This window comes from Paraburkholderia sp. BCC1886, assembly GCF_900996245.1.
Lineage (GTDB): Bacteria > Pseudomonadota > Gammaproteobacteria > Burkholderiales > Burkholderiaceae > Paraburkholderia.
Genome location: NZ_CAAJGK010000038.1, coordinates 28,427 through 44,752 on the forward strand (window position 1 = coordinate 28,427; position 16,326 = coordinate 44,752).

Consider the following 16,326-nt stretch of genomic DNA (forward strand, 5'->3'; position numbering starts at 1 on the left):
TGGTACTGCTTCTGGTGCTGCTTCTCGTATCGCTTTAGATGCTGCCTGCTACTGCCGTGCTTCAACGGTATGGCGCATCCGCTGCCTTGTTCGCAGCGATTTCCGCTTCATAGCGATCGCCGACGGCCAGCAGCATGTCCTTCGTGAAATACAGATCGCCGCGCTTCTCGCCGTGATACTCGAGAATGTGCGTTTCGACGATCGAGTCGACCGGGCAGCTTTCCTCGCAGAAACCGCAGAAGATGCACTTGGTCAGGTCGATGTCGTAGCGGGTCGTACGGCGCGTATTGTCCGCACGGGTTTCCGATTCGATCGTGATGGCCAGCGCCGGGCACACCGCTTCGCACAGCTTGCAGGCGATGCAGCGTTCTTCGCCGTTCTCATACCGGCGCAGCGCATGCAGACCGCGAAAACGCGGCGAGATCGGGGTCTTCTCTTCCGGGAACTGCACGGTCACCTTGCGCTGGAACGTATAACGTCCCGTCAACGCCAGACCCTTCAGCAGTTCTGTCAGAAAGAAGGTCTTGAAAAAATTTTGGATTGCGGTCATAGGTTCATCCGCCCTTTATTTCCAGATGTTCAACGGCGACATGATCCAGAAGCCGACCACCACCAGCCAGACCACGCAGACCGGAATAAAAATCTTCCAGCCCAGACGCATGATCTGGTCATAGCGATAGCGCGGAAACGTGGCGCGCGCCCAGATGAACACCGACAACAGGAAGAAGACTTTCAGCACGAGCCAGAAAATGCCCGGGATGAACGACAGGAAACCGAACGGCGCACTCCAGCCGCCGAGGAACAGGGTTGCAGCCAACGCCGAGATGACGATCATGTTGATGTACTCGGCGAGGAAGAACAGCGCGAACGCCATCCCCGAGTAATCGATCATGTGACCCGCGACGATTTCCGACTCCCCTTCCACCACGTCGAACGGGTGACGGTTCGTTTCGGCGATGCCCGAGATGAAGTACACGACGAACATCGGCAGCAGCGGCAGCCAGTTCCACGACAGAAAGTTCAGCCCGTAGCCGGCGAAAATGCCGCGTTCCTGCGAACCGACGATGTCCGACAAATTCAGACTGCCGGAGGTCATAAGCACGACGACGAGCGCGAAGCCCATCGAGATTTCGTACGACACCATTTGCGCCGCGGCGCGCATCGCACCGAGGAACGCGTACTTCGAGTTCGACGCCCAGCCGGCCAGAATCACGCCGTACACGCCGATCGACGAAATCGCCATGGCGTACAGCAGGCCTGCATTGATGTCGCCCAGCACCGCGCCCGCCTGGAACGGAATCACCGCCCAGACGGCGAAGGCCGGTACCACCACCATGATCGGCGCAATCATGTAGATCCAGCGGCTCGCCTGCGCCGGTTGAATCACTTCTTTGAGCAACAGCTTCAGCACGTCGGCGATCGGCTGCAGCAAACCGGCAGGGCCGACGCGGTTCGGGCCGAGACGCACGTGCATCCAGCCGATCAGCTTGCGCTCCCAGAGAATCAGGTACGCGACGCACAGCAGGATGACGACGGCCACCACCAGAATGCGCACCAGTGCCCACACCGTGGGCCATGCCACACCGAGGAGCTGGGTGCCGCCCGAGTTGATCGTATCGAACAAGCTCATTTACGCCTTCTCCACCAGCAGTTCACCGAACAGGCTGCCCAGCGCTGCACCGGCAGGCGTCGCCGCCGATACGCGGACGACCGTCTCCGCAAGATTCGCATCGCGCACGGCCGGCAACTGCACCGCGTGCTCGCCCTGACGCACGCGCACTGCGTCGCCTTCCTTCAAACCCAGCTTGTCGAACAACCCGGCCGGCAAACCAACCGAGTTCGCCGCGCGCGCCGCTGCGGTGAGATGCAGCGAAGGCGCCCGACGCACCAGCGCATCGGCGTGATAGATGGGGACGTCGGCAATACGCTCGAACGCGCCGTCAGTCAGACTGGCGGCCTGGCTGCGTACCACGGCAACGCTCGTCTTGTTCGACAGACGCGAAGTCAGTTCGCCGGCGCCGAGGGCTGCCGTGCGCACTTCTTCGGAGGTGTCGAATTCAAAACCCGGCAGGCCGAGCAGGCTGCCCAGCACGCGCAACACTTTCCAGCCCGGACGCGTATCGCCCAGCGGACGCACGACGCCGTTGAACGTCTGCACGGTACCTTCGGCATTGACGAACGTACCGGCCGTTTCGGTGAACGGTGCGATGGGGAGCAGCACGTCGGCATACTCGGCACCGGTCTGGAACGGCGACAGCACCACGACCATCTCGGCCTGGTTCAGCGCGGCCAGAGCCTGAGCGGGATTCGCCGTGTCGAACTCGGGTTCGACGTTGAGCAGCACATAGCCCTTACGCGGTTGTTCGAACACTTCGCGGGCGTTCAGACCGCCCTCGCCCGGCAGTGCGTTCACCAGGTGTGCGCCGACGGTGTTCGCGCCTTCGGTCAGGAAGCCCAGCGTCGCGCCGGTCGCGTCGGCAATCCATTGCGCCGCGGCGTGAATCGCTGCGAATTGCGGATGACGAACCGCGCCGTTGCCGAGCAGCACCAGACGGCTCACACCGGTCGCGAGCGACTTGGCGACCTGCTTGTTCGCGTCGGTCGGCTGCGTGCCGGCGAACGCTTCCGGCAACGCGGTGCCGTTCGCTTCCGACACGGCGCCGGCGATACCGGCGAGCGCGTCGAGCCATGCCGACGGTGCGGCCACGACGCGTTGCGCCTGCGGAATCAGCGCGTCGTCGTTGGTCGCTTGCACCAAGGTGAGCTTCGTGCCGTTGCGCGCAGCCTGACGCAGACGCGCGGCCAGCAGCGGATGATCGCGACGCAGATCGGAGCCGATGACGAGCGCCGAGTCCAGCGTGGACAGATCGGCAATGGCCGTACCGAGCCACGGCGTGCCTTCGACCGGGGCCGAGAAGTCCGACTGACGCAGACGGAAGTCGACGTTCGGCGTGCCGACGGCGCTCGCGAGTTGCTTCAGCAGGAACAGTTCTTCGACGGAGCTGTGGACGCTGCCCAAAGCCGCCAGCGCCGTTGCGCCGTGATCGGCCTTGATGCCTTTCAACCCCTTCACCACGTATTCGAGCGCGGTCTGCCAGTCGGTCTCGACCCATTCGCCGCCCTGCTTGAGCATGGGCTGCGTGAGACGTTCCGGGCTGTTCAGGCCTTCGTATGAGAAGCGGTCCTTGTCCGAAATCCAGCATTCATTGATGGATTCGTTTTCGAACGGCAGCACCCGCATCACACGGTTGTTCTTGACTTGCACTACCAGGTTCGCGCCGACGGAATCGTGCGGGCTGACCGACTTGCGGCGCGACAGCTCCCACGTGCGGGCGCTGTAGCGGAACGGCTTGCTGGTGAGCGCGCCGACCGGACACAGGTCGATCATGTTGCCGGACATTTCGGAGTCGACCGTCTTGCCGACGAACGACGTGATTTCCGAATGTTCGCCGCGGCCCAACATGCCCAGTTCCATCACACCGGCCACTTCCTGACCGAAACGGACGCAACGCGTGCAGTGAATGCAACGCGACATTTCTTCCATCGAGATCAGCGGGCCGACGTTCTTGTGGAACACCACGCGCTTTTCTTCGCTGTAACGCGAGCCGGATTTACCGTAGCCGACCGCCAGATCCTGCAGCTGACATTCGCCGCCCTGGTCGCAGATCGGGCAATCGAGCGGGTGGTTGATCAGCAGGAATTCCATCACGGCCTGCTGGCCCTTCACCGCCTTCTCGGACTTGGTGCGCACGATCATGCCGGCCGATACCGGCGTGGCACACGCGGGCACCGCCTTCGGCATCTTTTCGACATCGACCAGACACATCCGGCAGTTGGCCGCAATCGACAGCTTCTTGTGATAGCAGAAGTGAGGGATGTACGTGTCGACCTTATGCGCAGCCTGGATCACCATGCTGCCTTCAGGCACCTCGACTTTCTTGCCGTCTATTTCAAGTTCAACCATGATGGTCAATCTTCCTTAACCTGTTACCGCTCAATCGTTCGCTTGCTCGTCGCCCGTTTCAGGCGAGGCATCGTGCGGATGACGTGTTCTGATGCGCTGTCTGGCGAATTCAGGCCGCCACTGTTTCCGAGGCCGCCGCCGCGTGGGCGTGTCCGTCGGTGAGGCAGTGCTTGTGAGCGACGTGGTACTCGAACTCGTTCCAGTAGTGCTTGAGCATGCCGCGCACCGGCATGGCCGCTGCATCGCCGAGCGCGCAAATCGTGCGGCCCATGATGTTCTCGGCCACCGAATTCAGTAGGTCCAGATCTTCCGGACGACCGAGCCCGTGTTCGATACGATGCACGACGCGATACAGCCAGCCCGTGCCTTCACGGCACGGCGTACATTGACCGCAGGACTCTTCGTAATAGAAGTACGACAGGCGCAACAGCGAGCGCACCATGCAACGCGTTTCGTCCATCACGATGACCGCGCCGGAGCCGAGCATCGACCCCGCCTTGGCGATGGAGTCGTAGTCCATGTCGGTGTTCATCATCATCTCGCCCGGAATGACCGGCGCCGACGAACCACCAGGAATGACAGCCTTGATTTTCTTGCCGCCGCGCATGCCGCCCGCGAGTTCCATCAACGTGGAGAACGGCGTGCCGAGCGGAATTTCGTAGTTGCCCGGACGTTCGACGTCGCCCGACACCGAGAAGATTTTCGTGCCGCCGTTGTTTGGCTTGCCGAGTTCCAGATAATTCTGCGGACCGACTGCGAGCAGGAAAGGAACGGCCGCGAAGGTTTCCGTATTGTTGATCGTGGTCGGCTTGCCGTACACGCCGAAGCTCGCCGGGAACGGCGGCTTGAAGCGCGGCTGGCCTTTCTTGCCTTCGAGCGATTCGAGCAGCGCGGTTTCTTCGCCGCAGATATAGGCGCCGTAACCGTGATGCGCGTGCAGTTCGAACGAAAAACCCGAGCCCATGATGTTCGCGCCGAGGAAGCCCGCGCGACGCGCTTCTTCCAGTGCGGCTTCGAAGCGCTTATAGACTTCCCAGATTTCGCCGTGAATATAGTTGTAGCCGACGGTGATGCCCATCGCGTACGCGCCGATGATCATGCCTTCGATCAACGCATGCGGATTGAAGCGCAGGATGTCGCGGTCTTTGAATGTGCCCGGTTCGCCTTCGTCCGAATTGCACACCAGATACTTTTGCCCCGGGAACTGACGCGGCATGAAGCTCCACTTCAGGCCCGTCGGAAAACCGGCGCCGCCACGGCCGCGCAGTCCCGACGCCTTGACGTCGGCGATCACCTGCTCGGGTGCGATCTTTTCTTCGAGAATGCGGCGCAGCTGGGCGTAACCGCCGCGCGCCACGTAGTCTTCGATATGCCAGTTGTCGCCGTTCAGTCCGGCGAGAATCAGGGGTTTGATGTGACGATCGTGTAGGGACGTCATTTCGCGAGCTCCTCGAGCAGCTGGTCGATCTTCGCGCGACTCATGAAGCTGCACATGCGATGGTTGTTCACCAGCATCACCGGCGCGTCGCCGCACGAGCCCATGCACTCGCCTTCTTTCAGAGTGAATTTGCCGTCGGGCGTGGTTTCGCCGAAGTCGATGCCGAGCTTCTGCTTCAGATATTCAGCCGCGCCCTCCGCGCCGCCGTCCGGGCCGAGCTGGCACGGCAGGTTGGTGCAGAGCGTGATCTTGTATTTGCCGACCGGCGAGGTCTCGTACATCGTGTAGAAGGTCGCGACCTCCTGCACGGCGACAGCCGGCATGCCGAGGTAGTCCGCGACGAACTGCATGAGTTCGGGCGACAGCCAGCCATGCTCTTCCTGAGCAGTGGCCAGCGCCGACATTACGGCGGACTGTTTCTGATCGGCGGGATACTTGGCGATCGCGCGATCGATTTCTTTCAGGCCTTCAGCTGAGATCATTTTCAGACACGACTCTTTCAATTCCTACCGAACGAAAACCCGTCGCTCACGTGGTACTGCGACAGACCCGGCGTTCCTTGCTCGACGCGCGCTTCGTGACACCTTGATGCCAGGCGGAAGCTCGCGCCGATGATTACGTTCTAGCGATCCACTTCGCCGAACACGATGTCCTGCGTGCCGATGATCGTCACTGCGTCGGCGATCATGTGCCCGCGCGCCATTTCGTCGAGCGTGGACAGATGGGCATAGCCCGGTGCGCGGATCTTGAGACGATACGGCTTGTTGGCGCCGTCGGAGATCAGATAGATGCCGAACTCGCCCTTCGGGTGTTCGACTGCGGCGTACGCTTCGCCTTCCGGAACGTGCATGCCTTCGGTGAAGAGCTTGAAGTGGTGAATCAGCTCTTCCATGTTCGATTTCATGCCGACACGCGACGGCGGCGCAACCTTGTGATTATCGATCATCACGGGGCCGGGATTCTTACGCAGCCACTCAATGCACTGTTTCACGATCCGCGTGGATTGACGCATTTCTTCGACGCGGACCAGATAACGGTCGTAACAGTCGCCGTTCACACCGACCGGAATGTCGAAATCCATCTTGTCGTAGACTTCGTACGGCTGCTTCTTGCGCAGGTCCCACTCAATACCGGAGCCGCGTAACATCGCGCCGGTCATACCGAGTTGCAACGCGCGCTCGGGACTGACCACACCGATACCGACCAGACGCTGCTTCCAGATACGGTTGTCGGTGAGCAGCGTCTCGTATTCGTCGACACAGTGCGGGAAACGCGTGAAGAAGTCGTCGATGAAGTCGAGCAGCGAACCTTGACGGTTCTCGTTCATCTTCGACAGAGCCTTCGCATTGCGAATTTTCGAGGCCTTGTACTGCGGCATCGCGTCGGGCAGGTCGCGATACACGCCACCCGGACGGTAGTACGCCGCATGCATGCGGGCGCCGGACACCGCTTCGTACACGTCCATCAGATCTTCGCGTTCGCGGAACGCGTACAGAAACACTGCCATCGCGCCGACGTCCAGCGCGTGGGCGCCGATCCACATCAGGTGGTTCAGCACGCGCGTCACTTCGTCGAACAGCACGCGGATGTATTGAGCCCGCAGCGGCACTTCGATACCGAGCAGCTTTTCGATGGCCATCACGTAGCCGTGCTCGTTCACCATCATCGACACGTAGTCGAGACGGTCCATGTACGGGACGGACTGGATGAACGTTTTGGTTTCCGCAAGCTTTTCGGTCGCGCGATGCAGCAGACCGATATGCGGGTCGGCGCGCTGGATCACTTCGCCGTCGAGTTCGAGCACGAGGCGCAGCACACCGTGCGCGGCCGGATGCTGAGGGCCGAAGTTGAGCGTGTAGTTCTTGATCTCTGCCATGGCGTTCTCTTAGTGTTTCAGACCGCCATAGCGATCCTCGCGGATCACGCGCGGCGTAATTTCCCGAGGCTCGATCGTCACAGGCTGATAGACGACGCGCTTCTCTTCCGGGTCGTAACGCATTTCGACATAACCGGAAACAGGGAAATCTTTACGGAACGGGTGACCGATGAAACCGTAATCGGTCAGGATGCGGCGCAGGTCGGGGTGGCCTTCGAAGACGATGCCGAACAGGTCGAATGCTTCGCGCTCGTACCAGTTGACCGAATTCCAGATTTCGACGACCGAGGGGATGATAGGCACTTCGTCGTCCGGAGCAAACACCCGCAACCGAACGCGCCAGTTATTCTGAATGGACAGCAGATGCAGGACGGCGGCGAAACGCGGACCGTCATAGGCGCCGTCCGCATAAGTCTGATAATCGACGCCGCACAGGTCCACACACTGTTCGAAGCCGAGCGAGCGATCGTCGCGCAAGCGCGTTGCCACGCTCAGGTAGTCGCTGGCTTTAACGACGATGGTCAACTCGCCGATTGCTTCGGAGAGGTTCAACAGGAGGCCGCCGAAGGCCGCCTCGAGGTTCGCTTTCAGTGTCTCGAGTTTGCTTGCCATATTGTGGGGTGGCGTTGGCCTTATTGACGGGCGATTGTGTTGGTGCGTCGGATCTTGGCCTGTAGCTGGATCACGCCGTACACCAGCGCTTCCGCGGTCGGCGGACAACCGGGCACGTAAACGTCGACCGGTACGATGCGATCGCAACCACGCACGACGGAATACGAATAGTGGTAGTAGCCACCGCCGTTTGCGCACGACCCCATCGAGATCACCCAGCGCGGCTCGGCCATCTGGTCATAGACCTTGCGCAGAGCCGGCGCCATTTTGTTGCACAGCGTGCCGGCGACAATCATCACGTCCGACTGACGCGGACTCGGACGGAACACCACACCGAATCGGTCGAGGTCATAACGGGCAGCGCCCGCATGCATCATCTCGACTGCGCAACACGCGAGACCGAACGTCATCGGCCACAAGGAACCGGTGCGCGTCCAGTTGATCAGTTTGTCTGCCGTCGTGGTGACAAACCCTTCCTTCAAGACCCCTTCAATACTCATTTGCTTTCCACTCCAGACGGGGCGGCAAGCCTTGGCCACCCACGCAAACCGGCGATTGATCCATCATTCCCAGTCGAGGCCGCCCTTTCTCCAGATGTAGGCGAAGCCCAGCAGGAATTCGAGCAGGAAAATCATCATCGCCATGAAACCGGGCCAGCCGATGTCGCGCAGAGCCACGCCCCACGGAAACAGGAACGCAGTTTCAAGATCGAAAATGATGAAAAGAATGGCAACCAGGTAGTAGCGCACGTCGAACTTCATGCGCGCATCTTCGAACGCTTCGAAGCCGCACTCGTACGGTGCGTTCTTCTCGGTGTCTGGCTTATTGGGACCGAGGATCTTGCCGATGCTGACCAGCGCTACGCCTAAACCGGTGCCTACGATGAGGAACAACAAGACGGGGAAATAGGCTGCGAGGTTCAAGACTATCCTCAATTGGTTGGTTCTGAGTGCCGACAGGAGCATAGCACTCCTGACGCGAAATCACTTCCGAAACGCACATGCCGAAAACCGAACACAAGCACTGGGCGCCAGAAGCAAAAATGCCAGCCGAAGCGAAGCAAGCGGCTGGCATTTAGATAACATTTGGTGCCGACGGCGAGACTCGAACTCGCACAGCTTTCGCCACTACCCCCTCAAGATAGCGTGTCTACCAATTTCACCACGTCGGCACTAACTGCAATCCGGGACATCTACTGTGTAAAACCCGCGAATCGCTTCAAGCTTTGAATTGTAACTGGTTTAAACAGTTTGTTCAACGCACAAAATGCGTTCGAACCAAAATTATTTCGGTACATCGGTGTTCGAGCTCGACGCAGCCGAGGCCGGCAATGCAGCCGAACCCGCCGCCGGAGCGGTCGATGCCGACGCGGCCACCGGTGCAGTCACCGCCGTACCCAGCAAGCCCGCCGACGGTTTCGTGCGATACGAGCCGAGGTAGGTCAGTGCCAAAGTCGTTACAAAAAACACAGCAGCGAGGACTGCCGTGGTACGCGACAAAAAGTTCGCAGAACCGGTTGCGCCGAACAGGCTACCCGACGCGCCGCTACCAAAAGCGGCACCCATATCGGCGCCTTTGCCGTGTTGCAGCAGAACGAGGCCGATGACCCCCAGCGCCGACAACAACTGAACGACGATAATCAAAGTTTTCAAATACAGCATTGCACTCACCTGAGTCTTTTATTAACCGCACCACACGTAACGTGCTGCACGGGATTGGGTCATCCTCGACGCGGCGTTCTGCTTAGCCGGCGACGCCAGTCGCCGCTGCCGCTTTGCAGATCGCCAGGAAATCCTGGGCTTTCAACGACGCGCCGCCGATCAGGCCGCCGTCGATATCCGATTGACTGAACAACTCTTCCGCGTTGTCCGGCTTCACACTGCCGCCGTACAACAACGGCACGCTAGCAACGGCCGCACCTTTGGCCGCCAGACGCGAACGCAAAAACGCGTGAACCGCCTGCGCCTGATCCGAACTCGCGCTCTTGCCGGTGCCAATTGCCCACACAGGCTCGTAAGCGACGACGATGCGCGCCGCGTCCTCGACCGACAACTTGACCAGCACTTCATCCAGCTGATCGGCTACGACCTGCTCGGTCAAACCCGCCTCGCGTTCTTCGAGCGTTTCGCCGACGCAGACGATAGGCGTCAAACCCGCTTCCAGCACGCGCTGAGTCTTGATGCCGACCAGTTCGGCGCTTTCGCGGTGATAAGCGCGACGCTCCGAATGTCCGACGATAACCAGAGTGGCGCCGAACTCCGCCACCATACCTGCAGCGACTTCGCCGGTATAAGCTCCGTGCGAGAACGCCGACACGTCTTGGGCGCCCCATGCAACCGGGCCGCCTTCAAGCAACGATTGAGTCTGTGCGAGATAAGGGCTCGGTACGCAAACACCGACGCGCACATCGGCATTCAATTCGCCCACGCCTTGCGCCACGGCTTGCAACAGCGCGGCGTTTTCGGCGAGACGCCCGTGCATCTTCCAGTTACCCACCACCAGCTTGGCTCGCGCATTGGCGCTTTGTGTCGGCATCGTCTTGTCTAGTCTTGGCGGGCGAACTGGGCATGCGCTTGCGATGAGCCTTCCAAACGCTTACAGTCCGCCTTTCGGATTCATGCGGCAGGCGCAAAACGCGCAATTTTACTTCGTGGGGTGGATCGGGTCAAACACGCGTTGTCAAGGCGACCGGGTCACGCTGACCGGGTCACGCTGACCGGGTCACGCCGACCACGTCAAGCCACCGGCTCCCAGCTCAAAACAATTTTGCCGACGTGTGTGCTGCTTTCCATCAACGCATGCGCCTCGGCCGCCTGCGCCGCGTCGAACACGCGATGCACCACGGGCTTGATACGTCCCTCTTCGATCAGCGGCCACACGCGCTCCTTGAGCTGCGCGGCGATCTTCGCCTTGAATTCGACCGGCCGCGGACGCAGCGTCGAGCCCGTCAAGGTCAGCCGGCGCCGCAGCACTTCGCTCAGGTTGAGCTCCGCTTTCGCACCGCCCAGCAAAGCGATCACGACGACGCGTCCGCCATCGGCCAGCGCCGTCAGCTCGCGCGAGACATAGCTGCCCGCGACCATGTCGAGAATCACGTCGACGCCTCGATCGTTCGTGAGCGACTTCACCACCTCGACGAAATCTTCGGTGTTGTAGTTGATGGCGCGTTCGGCGCCGAGCGCTTCGCATGCGCGGCACTTCTCCTCCGAGCCCGCCGTCGCGAACACCCGATATCCCATTGCGTGCGCAATCTGGATCGCCGTCACGCCGATTCCGCTGGAGCCGCCCTGCACGAGCAGCGTTTCGTTCGGAGCGCCCTCACCGTGACCCAACTGCGCGCGGTCGAACACATTGCTCCAGACCGTGAAGAACGTCTCGGGCAGCGACGCCGCCTCGACATTCGTCAAACCGGCCGGCACGGGCAGGCACTGCAAAAGCGGCGCGCTCGCGTACTCCGCGTAACCACCGCCGGCGAGCAGCGCACACACACGATCGCCAATTTTCAGACCGAACGGATTGTGCTTTTCGTCGATCGTCCCGCCGACGATCTCGCCCGCCACTTCCAGCCCCGGCAGATCCGACGCGCCCGGCGGCGGCGCATACGCGCCCTTGCGCTGAAACACATCGGGACGGTTGATACCGGCGGCGGCCACCTTGATCAGCACCTCGCCCGCTTGCGGCTGCGGCGTCGGGCGCTCGGCCAGCTTCAACACCTCGGGCGCACCGAATTCGGTGATTTCGATCGCTTTCATCTGTGTTCACTCCAAGATTGGATTGCATTGAAACGGCTCGAACCGCCAAGCCAACGCGGGCATCCCGCCGGACAGAGTAACCGCTTCTGCCCCGGCCGTTCGCAATGCAATCCACCCTGCACTTCATGAAAAAACGGCCGGCGCGCATTCGCGCTGCCGGCCGTCGCCCTGCTACCGCATTACTGCGGCGTCGGTTCGCCTTGCGGCGCGCCGTTGCCGGCGTCGTTCAACAACGCCTTGGCCGACAAACGCACGCGGCCCTTTTCGTCCGTCTGGATGACCTTGACCTTCACTTGCTGGCCGTCCTTCAGGTAGTCGTTGATGTCCTTGATACGCTCGTTGGCGATTTCGGAGATATGCAGTAGACCGTCCTTGCCCGGCAGGATGTTCACGATCGCGCCGAAATCGAGCAGCTTGAGCACGGTGCCTTCGTAGACCTGGCCCACTTCGACTTCCAGCGTGATGTTCTCGATGCGCTTCTTCGCTTCGGCCATGCCTTCGCTGCTCGTGCTCGCGATGGTCACCACGCCGTCGTCCGAAATATCGATCGTCGTGCCGGTTTCTTCGGTCAGCGCGCGGATCACCGAACCGCCCTTGCCGATCACGTCGCGGATCTTTTCCGGATTGATCTTGATGGTGATCATGCGCGGCGCGTAGTCCGACAGCACCGTGTTCGCACCCGACACCGCCGAGCTCATCTTGCCGAGGATATGCAGACGGCCTTCCTTCGCTTGCGCGAGCGCGACCTGCATGATTTCCTTGGTGATGCCCTGGATCTTGATGTCCATCTGCAGCGCGGTCACGCCTTGTTCCGTACCTGCCACCTTGAAGTCCATGTCGCCGAGGTGATCTTCGTCGCCGAGGATGTCGGTCAGCACGGCAAACTTGTTGCCTTCCAGAATCAGACCCATGGCGATGCCGGCGACGTGCGCCTTCATCGGCACGCCAGCGTCCATCAGCGCGAGGCAGCCGCCGCACACCGAAGCCATCGACGAAGAACCGTTCGATTCCGTGATTTCCGACACGACGCGAATCGAGTAGCCGAATTCGTCGGCGCCCGGGAGGCAAGCCGCCAATGCGCGCTTGGCCAGACGGCCGTGACCGATTTCACGGCGCTTCGGCGAACCGACGCGACCCGTTTCGCCGGTCGCGAACGGCGGCATGTTGTAGTGAAGCATGAAGCGTTCGCGGTACTCGCCTTCGAGCGCGTCGATGTTCTGCTCGTCGCCCTTGGTGCCGAGCGTGGCCACCACGAGTGCCTGCGTTTCGCCGCGCGTGAACAGCGCCGAACCGTGCGTACGCGGCAGCACGCCGGTACGGATTTCGATCGGGCGGACGGTGCGCGTGTCGCGGCCGTCGATACGCGGTTCGCCGTCCAGAATCTGGGTACGGACGATTTTCGCTTCGATGTCGAACAGCACATTGCCGACGGTTGCCTTGTCGGCCGCCACCGAGCCGCTGGCTGCCGCGTCTTCTTCCAGCTTCGCCGACGTCGCTGCGTAGACTTCCTTCAGCTTGGTCGAGCGAGCCTGCTTGTCGCGAATCTGATAAGCGGCGAGCAGGTCGGCTTGCGCCAGTTCCGCCACGCGTGCGATCAGCGGTTCGTTCTTCGCGGCCGGCTTCCAGTCCCATTCCGGCTTGCCGCCTTCGCGAACCAGTTCGTGGATTGCGTCGATCGCGATCTGCATCTGCTCATGGCCGAACACCACGGCGCCGAGCATCACTTCTTCGGTCAGTTGCTGCGCTTCCGATTCCACCATCAGCACCGCGCGCTCCGTACCGGCGACGATCAGGTCGAGCGCCGATTCCTTCATTTGCGGACGCGTCGGGTTCAACACGAATTCGTTGTTGATGTAGGCGACGCGGGCTGCGCCGACCGGGCCGTTGAACGGCAGACCGGACACGGCCAGCGCTGCCGACGCGCCGATCAGCGCGGGAATGTCGGCGGGAATTTCGGGGTTCAGCGACAGGACGTGGATCACGACCTGGACTTCGTTGTAGAAGCCTTCCGGGAACAGCGGGCGCAGCGGACGGTCGATCAGGCGCGAAATCAGCGTTTCGCCTTCCGACGGACGGCCTTCACGGCGGAAGAAGCCGCCCGGAATCTTGCCGGCGGCGTAGGTTTTTTCGAGGTAATCGACGGTCAGCGGGAAGAAGTCCTGACCCGGCTTGGCGGTCTTGGCGCCGACCACGGTCGCCAGAATGACGGTGTCTTCGACGTCGACGATCACCGCACCGCTTGCCTGACGGGCGATTTCGCCCGTTTCGAGGCGAACGTTATGTTGGCCCCATTTGAATTCTTTGACGATCTTATTGAACATAGTCATTGCTTTTCCTCTTCGTAATGCCGCGCGGACCAGAAGCGGCGCGGCAACGCCAGGACCGGCGCCGCATGGGAAGAGTCGTGTTATGCCATTCCAGAGAACCACGCTCTACGTGAAGTACGCGCGCGAACCGCTGGAATGACACAAGGCTCCGCCCTGAAGCCCGGCCGTGTTTCTCTGCTTTGCTGCCTGTTCTACTGCACTTTTCCTGCGCTTTTCCTACTGCTTTCCTGCGCTTTTTCCGATTCCCGCCGCACGAACCGACACACTGCCGCGGAACCCGGACGATGTGCGTCACATGAAGCACACCGTGCAAAAACAAAATGCCTGTATCAGCGAAACTGACACAGGCATCTTGCTGAACGACTGGCCGATTACTTACGCAGACCCAGCTTTTCGATCAGTGCGCGGTAACGATCCGCGTCCTTACCCTTCAGGTAGTCGAGCAGCTTGCGACGGCGGCTCACCATGCGCAGCAGACCGCGGCGGCTGTGGTGGTCTTTGGTGTGGGCTTTGAAGTGAACGGTCAGTTCGTTGATGCGGGTCGTGAGCAGCGCGACCTGAACTTCGGGGGAGCCGGTGTCGTTGGCTGCGCGTGCATATTGCGCAACGACCTCGGACTTCTTGCTTGTTTCAACTGCGGACATGTCGATTTCCTTGAGAACTAGACAGGCGGTCACGGAAGAAAGGCCGTGCCGTGGGTTACCCGTTTAGCGTGCTGTCCAGATGGCTACCTGCTGCAACTTCTTCTACAAGCAGCGCCTGAACCAGCCCGCCTGACAACGGGACGCGTATTGTAGCACAGCGCAACCGGCCCGCGAACCCTGCTGTACCGGGGCGATGGAGCCATTCGGCGGTCCGGCGGCGCAGCGGCGCAGCGGCGCTTCAGGGCCGCACCATCCGGCAAGTCGTCGGCAGAACCGTGCGCGCGGCCGGCAACGCCACCACCGTGCGGAATCCATAACCCGAGCCTTCGTTGTCGAACTTGACGCCGGGCGTGCCGACTTTAGCCATCTCCATGACGTAGAGCGGCTGGATCAGCTGATGGTCGTCGGCGCGCATCGACGATCCATGAAAACCGTTGTCAAACCGGATGCCTTCGAGCGCGTGCGCGACCGCCGTGGGATCGGCGCTGCCGGCGCGCGTCATGGCGGCGGCGAGGGTTTCGATCATCAGCGGCATGCGCAGCACCGGGTAATCGTCCTGCGCAGCGGGAAAGCGCGCGCGAAACGCGCCATACCAGGCGTCGGAGGCCGCGCCGCCCGCGTTCGGATGCCACTCCGCCACCGCGATCACGTGCCCCACGCCGGCGTCGCCCAAGGCAGCCGGCGCGCCGAGACTGTTGCCATAGAACGTGTAGAACTTCGTGTCCAGCCCCTGCTCGCGCGCCGCCTTCACCAGCAGCGTGAGATCGTTGCCCCAGTTGCCGGTGATCACCGCATCGGCGCCGCTCGTGCGAATCTTGGCGATATACGGCGCGAAATCCTTCACGCGGCCAATCGGATGAAATTCGTCGCCGACCACCGTGATGTCCGGCCGTTTGGCCGCGAGCGCCGACCGCGCGAGACTGCTGACGTCGTGACCGAAGCTGTAGTCCTGATTCAGCAGATAAACCTTCTTCACCGACCGGTCGCGCTCGATCACATCGGCCAGTGCATCCATGCGCATGCCGGCATGCGCGTCGAAACGGAAATGCCAGAAACTGCAGGCGGCATTGGTCAGTGCGGGGTCGTCGGCGGAATAGTTGAGGAACAGCACGCGATTGCCGGGCTCACGGCTGTTCTGCTTGTCGATCGCGCCGATCAGCGCCGCCGCGACCGCCGAGCTGTTGCCTTGCATGACATAGCCGATGTGACGGTCGGTGGCCGCGCGCAACTGCGTGAGCGCCGCTTCGGTGCTGCCCTTGCTGTCGAGCACGACCAGTTCGAGCGGATGCGCGCCGTCGGCGAGCTTGACGCCGCCTTGCGCATTCACCTGTTCGACGCCGAAGCGCAGGTTGCGCTCGACCGCCGCGCCGGCATTGGCAAACGGACCGGACATACCTTCGATCAGCGCCAGTTGAATGGGTGCGCCCGTGGCGCTGGCGGCGTTGCCCGCTGCGTTGCTCGCTGCATGCGCCGACGTCATCGACCACGCAGCCAGCACCACCGCTGCCGCTACGGCTGCTGCGCGCGCCACGCGCGTTCTACCTCGCCACCTCACCATCGTGCCTGCCCCACTCGATTCGTCGAAGCGCGGATCATAGGTCGTTCAGGACGGAATAAGCAAGCTGGGCGCGGTGCCACAATGCCGAGCTTTTTGTCGGCAGCGCGTGTCAGAATACGCGTCTCGATGATAACAACCGCTATTCCAATGCCATC

General features: G+C 61.5%; 15 protein-coding genes and 1 tRNA gene. All 16 read right to left on the reverse strand.

Going from position 1 to position 16,326, the window contains the following annotated elements; translation table 11 throughout:
* Positions 1-61: 61 nt before the first annotated feature.
* Complete coding sequence (gene nuoI, locus FQ746_RS07445) at positions 62-550, reverse strand: NADH-quinone oxidoreductase subunit NuoI (RefSeq protein ID WP_012432383.1); 489 nt, start codon at positions 548-550, stop codon at positions 62-64.
* A gap of 15 nt (positions 551-565) precedes the next feature.
* Positions 566-1,630 (reverse strand): NADH-quinone oxidoreductase subunit NuoH, encoded by a 1,065-nt coding sequence (nuoH, locus tag FQ746_RS07450; protein ID WP_144108305.1) that lies wholly within the window; start codon positions 1,628-1,630, stop codon positions 566-568.
* On the reverse strand, positions 1,631-3,964 hold the full coding sequence (nuoG, locus tag FQ746_RS07455; RefSeq protein WP_144108306.1) for an NADH-quinone oxidoreductase subunit NuoG: 2,334 nt from the start codon (positions 3,962-3,964) through the stop codon (positions 1,631-1,633). It abuts the gene before it with no gap.
* A 109-nt stretch (positions 3,965-4,073) separates the two neighbouring features.
* Positions 4,074-5,402 carry an NADH-quinone oxidoreductase subunit NuoF gene (gene nuoF, locus FQ746_RS07460; protein ID WP_144108307.1) on the reverse strand — a complete coding sequence of 443 codons (1,329 nt, stop codon included), beginning with the start codon at positions 5,400-5,402 and terminating at the stop codon, positions 4,074-4,076.
* The gene (nuoE, locus tag FQ746_RS07465) at positions 5,399-5,884 is read right to left on the reverse strand and encodes an NADH-quinone oxidoreductase subunit NuoE (RefSeq protein WP_144108308.1); all 486 of its coding nucleotides are present in this window, start codon (positions 5,882-5,884) and stop codon (positions 5,399-5,401) included. Before nuoE ends, nuoF begins: the two co-directional genes overlap by 4 nt.
* Before the next feature lie 140 nt (positions 5,885-6,024).
* Entirely contained in the window at positions 6,025-7,278 is a 1,254-nt protein-coding gene (locus FQ746_RS07470) for an NADH-quinone oxidoreductase subunit D (RefSeq protein ID WP_144108309.1), read from the reverse strand.
* Positions 7,279-7,287: 9 nt separating this feature from the next.
* Positions 7,288-7,890: an NADH-quinone oxidoreductase subunit C gene (locus FQ746_RS07475; protein WP_144108310.1), complete on the reverse strand. Its 603-nt coding sequence runs from the start codon at positions 7,888-7,890 to the stop codon at positions 7,288-7,290.
* A gap of 20 nt (positions 7,891-7,910) precedes the next feature.
* Positions 7,911-8,390: a NuoB/complex I 20 kDa subunit family protein gene (locus FQ746_RS07480; RefSeq protein WP_006052903.1), complete on the reverse strand. Its 480-nt coding sequence runs from the start codon at positions 8,388-8,390 to the stop codon at positions 7,911-7,913.
* A 63-nt stretch (positions 8,391-8,453) separates the two neighbouring features.
* The gene (locus FQ746_RS07485; RefSeq protein ID WP_144108311.1) at positions 8,454-8,813 is read right to left on the reverse strand and encodes an NADH-quinone oxidoreductase subunit A; all 360 of its coding nucleotides are present in this window, start codon (positions 8,811-8,813) and stop codon (positions 8,454-8,456) included.
* A gap of 163 nt (positions 8,814-8,976) precedes the next feature.
* Positions 8,977-9,061 (reverse strand) — tRNA-Leu (locus FQ746_RS07490).
* 112 nt (positions 9,062-9,173) lie between these two features.
* Positions 9,174-9,551, reverse strand: a complete 378-nt coding sequence (secG, locus tag FQ746_RS07495) for a preprotein translocase subunit SecG (RefSeq protein WP_144108312.1) — start codon at positions 9,549-9,551, stop codon at positions 9,174-9,176.
* Between the two features lie 82 nt (positions 9,552-9,633).
* A complete protein-coding gene (tpiA, locus tag FQ746_RS07500) occupies positions 9,634-10,425 on the reverse strand; it encodes a triose-phosphate isomerase (protein WP_144108313.1) in 792 nt (263 codons plus the stop codon).
* Positions 10,426-10,625: 200 nt separating this feature from the next.
* Positions 10,626-11,642 (reverse strand): NAD(P)H-quinone oxidoreductase, encoded by a 1,017-nt coding sequence (locus FQ746_RS07505; protein ID WP_144108314.1) that lies wholly within the window; start codon positions 11,640-11,642, stop codon positions 10,626-10,628.
* Positions 11,643-11,821: 179 nt separating this feature from the next.
* On the reverse strand, positions 11,822-13,969 hold the full coding sequence (gene pnp, locus FQ746_RS07510) for a polyribonucleotide nucleotidyltransferase (RefSeq protein ID WP_186310670.1): 2,148 nt from the start codon (positions 13,967-13,969) through the stop codon (positions 11,822-11,824).
* Positions 13,970-14,340: 371 nt separating this feature from the next.
* Positions 14,341-14,613, reverse strand: a complete 273-nt coding sequence (gene rpsO / locus FQ746_RS07515) for a 30S ribosomal protein S15 (RefSeq protein WP_144108315.1) — start codon at positions 14,611-14,613, stop codon at positions 14,341-14,343.
* 238 nt (positions 14,614-14,851) lie between these two features.
* Complete coding sequence (locus FQ746_RS07520) at positions 14,852-16,171, reverse strand: branched-chain amino acid ABC transporter substrate-binding protein (protein WP_144108316.1); 1,320 nt, start codon at positions 16,169-16,171, stop codon at positions 14,852-14,854.
* Positions 16,172-16,326: the final 155 nt, after the last annotated feature.

What these genes read in the sequence shown, in the direction of transcription:
- FQ746_RS07480 (WP_006052903.1), bottom strand. Translation starts at nt 8,390, where the DNA reads ATGAGTATTGAAGGGGTCTTGAAGGAAGGGTTTGTCACCACGACGGCA.
- tpiA (WP_144108313.1), bottom strand. Translation starts at nt 10,425, where the DNA reads ATGCCGACACAAAGCGCCAATGCGCGAGCCAAGCTGGTGGTGGGTAAC.
- secG (WP_144108312.1), bottom strand. Translation starts at nt 9,551, where the DNA reads ATGCTGTATTTGAAAACTTTGATTATCGTCGTTCAGTTGTTGTCGGCG.
- FQ746_RS07520 (WP_144108316.1), bottom strand. Translation starts at nt 16,171, where the DNA reads ATGGTGAGGTGGCGAGGTAGAACGCGCGTGGCGCGCGCAGCAGCCGTA.
- rpsO (WP_144108315.1), bottom strand. Translation starts at nt 14,613, where the DNA reads ATGTCCGCAGTTGAAACAAGCAAGAAGTCCGAGGTCGTTGCGCAATAT.
- nuoH (WP_144108305.1), bottom strand. Translation starts at nt 1,630, where the DNA reads ATGAGCTTGTTCGATACGATCAACTCGGGCGGCACCCAGCTCCTCGGT.
- nuoE (WP_144108308.1), bottom strand. Translation starts at nt 5,884, where the DNA reads ATGATCTCAGCTGAAGGCCTGAAAGAAATCGATCGCGCGATCGCCAAG.
- nuoF (WP_144108307.1), bottom strand. Translation starts at nt 5,402, where the DNA reads ATGACGTCCCTACACGATCGTCACATCAAACCCCTGATTCTCGCCGGA.
- pnp (WP_186310670.1), bottom strand. Translation starts at nt 13,969, where the DNA reads ATGACTATGTTCAATAAGATCGTCAAAGAATTCAAATGGGGCCAACAT.
- nuoI (WP_012432383.1), bottom strand. Translation starts at nt 550, where the DNA reads ATGACCGCAATCCAAAATTTTTTCAAGACCTTCTTTCTGACAGAACTG.
- FQ746_RS07475 (WP_144108310.1), bottom strand. Translation starts at nt 7,890, where the DNA reads ATGGCAAGCAAACTCGAGACACTGAAAGCGAACCTCGAGGCGGCCTTC.
- FQ746_RS07470 (WP_144108309.1), bottom strand. Translation starts at nt 7,278, where the DNA reads ATGGCAGAGATCAAGAACTACACGCTCAACTTCGGCCCTCAGCATCCG.
- nuoG (WP_144108306.1), bottom strand. Translation starts at nt 3,964, where the DNA reads ATGGTTGAACTTGAAATAGACGGCAAGAAAGTCGAGGTGCCTGAAGGC.
- FQ746_RS07505 (WP_144108314.1), bottom strand. Translation starts at nt 11,642, where the DNA reads ATGAAAGCGATCGAAATCACCGAATTCGGTGCGCCCGAGGTGTTGAAG.